The 2,685-nt window shown below is 63.3% G+C and carries 2 protein-coding genes and 1 pseudogene; all 3 read left to right on the top strand.

Annotated features, from left to right (window positions below; all coding sequences use genetic code 11):
• Nucleotides 1-1,245 (top strand): lipoprotein-releasing ABC transporter permease subunit (locus EOA32_RS36090; RefSeq protein WP_245499517.1); only part of this gene is annotated, 1,245 nt, incomplete at its 5' end.
• The gene (locus tag EOA32_RS36095; protein WP_176477841.1) at nt 1,242-1,925 is read left to right on the top strand and encodes an ABC transporter ATP-binding protein; all 684 of its coding nucleotides are present in this window, start codon (nt 1,242-1,244) and stop codon (nt 1,923-1,925) included. The genes EOA32_RS36090 and EOA32_RS36095, both read left to right, overlap by 4 nt.
• Nucleotides 1,926-2,438: 513 nt before the next feature.
• Nucleotides 2,439-2,685: pseudogene (locus EOA32_RS36100) on the top strand (site-2 protease family protein); the annotation flags it as partial.

Consider the following 2,685-nt stretch of genomic DNA (forward strand, 5'->3'; position numbering starts at 1 on the left):
TTTTCAGGCTTCGAGCGCATGGTGGCGTGGCGCTATCTGCGTTCGCGGCGCAAGGAGACGGTGATCTCGGTCATCGCCTCGATCTCGTTCCTCGGCATCATGCTGGGCGTCGCCACGCTGATCGTCGTCATGGCAGTGATGAACGGTTTTCGCGCCGAGCTGCTCACCCGCATCCTCGGCGTCAACGGCCATCTGATCGTGCAGCCGCTCGATTCGCCACTGGAGGACTATGCGCAGGTGGCGAGTCGCATCAACGGCGTTGCCGGCGTCAAATACGCCATCCCGCTGATCGACGGGCAGGTGTTGGCGCAAGGCAATGTCGGCGGCGGCACCGGCGCGCTGGTGCGCGGCATTCGCGCCGAGGACCTCAACAAGATCTCAATTGTGTCCAGCAACATCAAGCAGGGCACGCTCGACGGTTTCGACACCGGCGATGGCGTGGCGATCGGCAAGCGCATGGCCGAGAATCTCGGGCTGGTGCTCGGCGACACCATCACGCTGATCTCACCCGAAGGCGACGTTACCCCGCTTGGCACCACGCCGCGTATGAAGGGCTACAAGGTGGCGGCGATCTTCGAGGTCGGCATGTCGGAATATGACAGCTCGATCGTCTACATGCCGTTTTCGGAAGCCCAGCTCTATTTCAACATGGACGGACGGGCGCAGACCATCGAGATCTACGTCGACAATCCGGACAATGTCGATGCGCTGAAGCCGTTGGTCGAACAGGCGGCGCAGCGGCCGGTCGACCTCGTCGACTGGCGCCAGCGCAACGAGACCTTCTTCTCGGCGCTGCAGGTCGAGCGCAACGTCATGTTCATGATTCTCACGCTGATCGTGCTGGTGGCGGCGCTCAACATCATCTCCGGCCTCATCATGCTGGTGAAGGACAAGGGCCACGACATCGCGATCCTGCGCACCATGGGCGCGTCGCGCGGCGCGATCCTGCGCATTTTCCTGATGACGGGGGCTGCGATCGGGGTCACCGGCACTATCGCCGGCGTGCTGCTCGGCGTCGTCATCTGCCTCAACATCGAATCGATCCGCCAGTTCTTCTCCTGGATGACCGGCAGGATCCTGTTCAATCCCGAGCTCTATTTCCTCAGCCAGTTGCCTGCGAAAATGGACCCGCGCGAGACCACCTATGTCGTCATCATGGCGCTCACCCTGTCTTTCCTGGCCACGGTGTTTCCGGCCTGGCGGGCAGCCCGGCTCGATCCGGTCGAAGCCTTGAGGTACGAGTGATGGCCGAAGCCATTATCGAGCTGAAGGGCGTCGAGCGACACTATGTCCAGGGGCCGCGCAAGCTGACCATTCTGAACGGCGCCGACTTCTCGCTCAGGCGTGGCGAGATGGTGGCGCTGGTGGCGCCGTCGGGCACCGGCAAGTCGACGCTGCTGCATACGGCGGGGCTGCTCGAGCGGCCGGACGCCGGCGACGTGATCCTCAGCGGCCGCGCCTGTGGCCGGCTGTCGGATGACGAGCGCACCGCTATCCGCCGCAACGATGTCGGCTTCGTCTACCAGTTCCATCATCTGCTGCCGGAGTTCTCCGCGCTCGAAAACATCATGATGCCGCAGCTGATCAAGGGGCTCGGCCGCAAGGAGGCATCCGAGCGGGCGGCGCAGCTTCTCGACTACATGCAGATCGGCAAGCGGGCACAGCACCGGCCGGCCGAGCTATCCGGCGGCGAGCAGCAGCGCGTGGCGATCGCGCGCGCGGTCGCCAACGCGCCGCTGGTGCTGCTGGCCGACGAGCCTACCGGCAATCTCGACCCGGCCACCGCCTCTTACGTGTTCGATGCGCTGGAGGCGCTGGTCAGGCAGTCGGGGCTGGCGGCGCTGATCGCCACCCACAATCACGAGCTGGCCTCGCGCATGGACCGGCGGGTGACGCTGGCAGAGGGCAAAGTGGTGCCGCTTTAAGGCAAGCCGATATTAGGCTGGGGCCCGGCCTGTCGACCGCAGCTTCTGCGCTTCCGTACTCACCTACGAATAAGTACCCGCCGTTCCGGTTCTCAAAAGCCGCCATCCTCGGCTCGGCCTGATCTCGACTTGCCCTCCGCGCGCTCAAAAGAGCCTGTCGTCTCGTCAACCTTTCCTTAACCGTGCCCAAACGGATCGCCTGAATTCACTCGGCATGCCGTTCTTCGATCGTTGACATTCGAACAAAATTAGAACAAATTGCGAACATATCAACAACAGGAGAGAGTTATGGCCGATCTGGTTCAGGATGTCGTCTCGCTGGTCTGCATGAGCACCTTTCTCATTTCCATGGCGATCTGGATTGGCGCCATGTGAGCAGGCGGCTGGCGGCCGCCTCCCTGGGCGAACGAAGGGTCCGCTCTCTGTTTGGGACGGGCAGGAGCCCGCCCGTTGTTAAGCTTTTCTTGGCCGCACCCCCGCTAGCTTGGCTCGCAAAGACAGGGAGCAAGGGCAGTGTCGGTCATCGCCACGGTCACACTCGTGGCCGGAAATCTCGGACTGATCTTTCTCTTGATGACGGTGCCGCTCGGGCTGCGCACGGTTACGGTCAGCCGCGTGATCGAGGCTGACCGGAATCGCCTCTGGCAGGCGCTGTGGCCGTTCGGCAGCGACGCCGGCTGGTCCGGTGAAATCCTCTCTGCCGAACGCATGGACGGCGAGGGGACGACGTCGATCAAGCTGTCATGGGAAGGGCGCGACG

Source organism: Mesorhizobium sp. M1A.F.Ca.ET.072.01.1.1 (genome assembly GCF_004023325.1).
Lineage (GTDB): Bacteria > Pseudomonadota > Alphaproteobacteria > Rhizobiales > Rhizobiaceae > Mesorhizobium.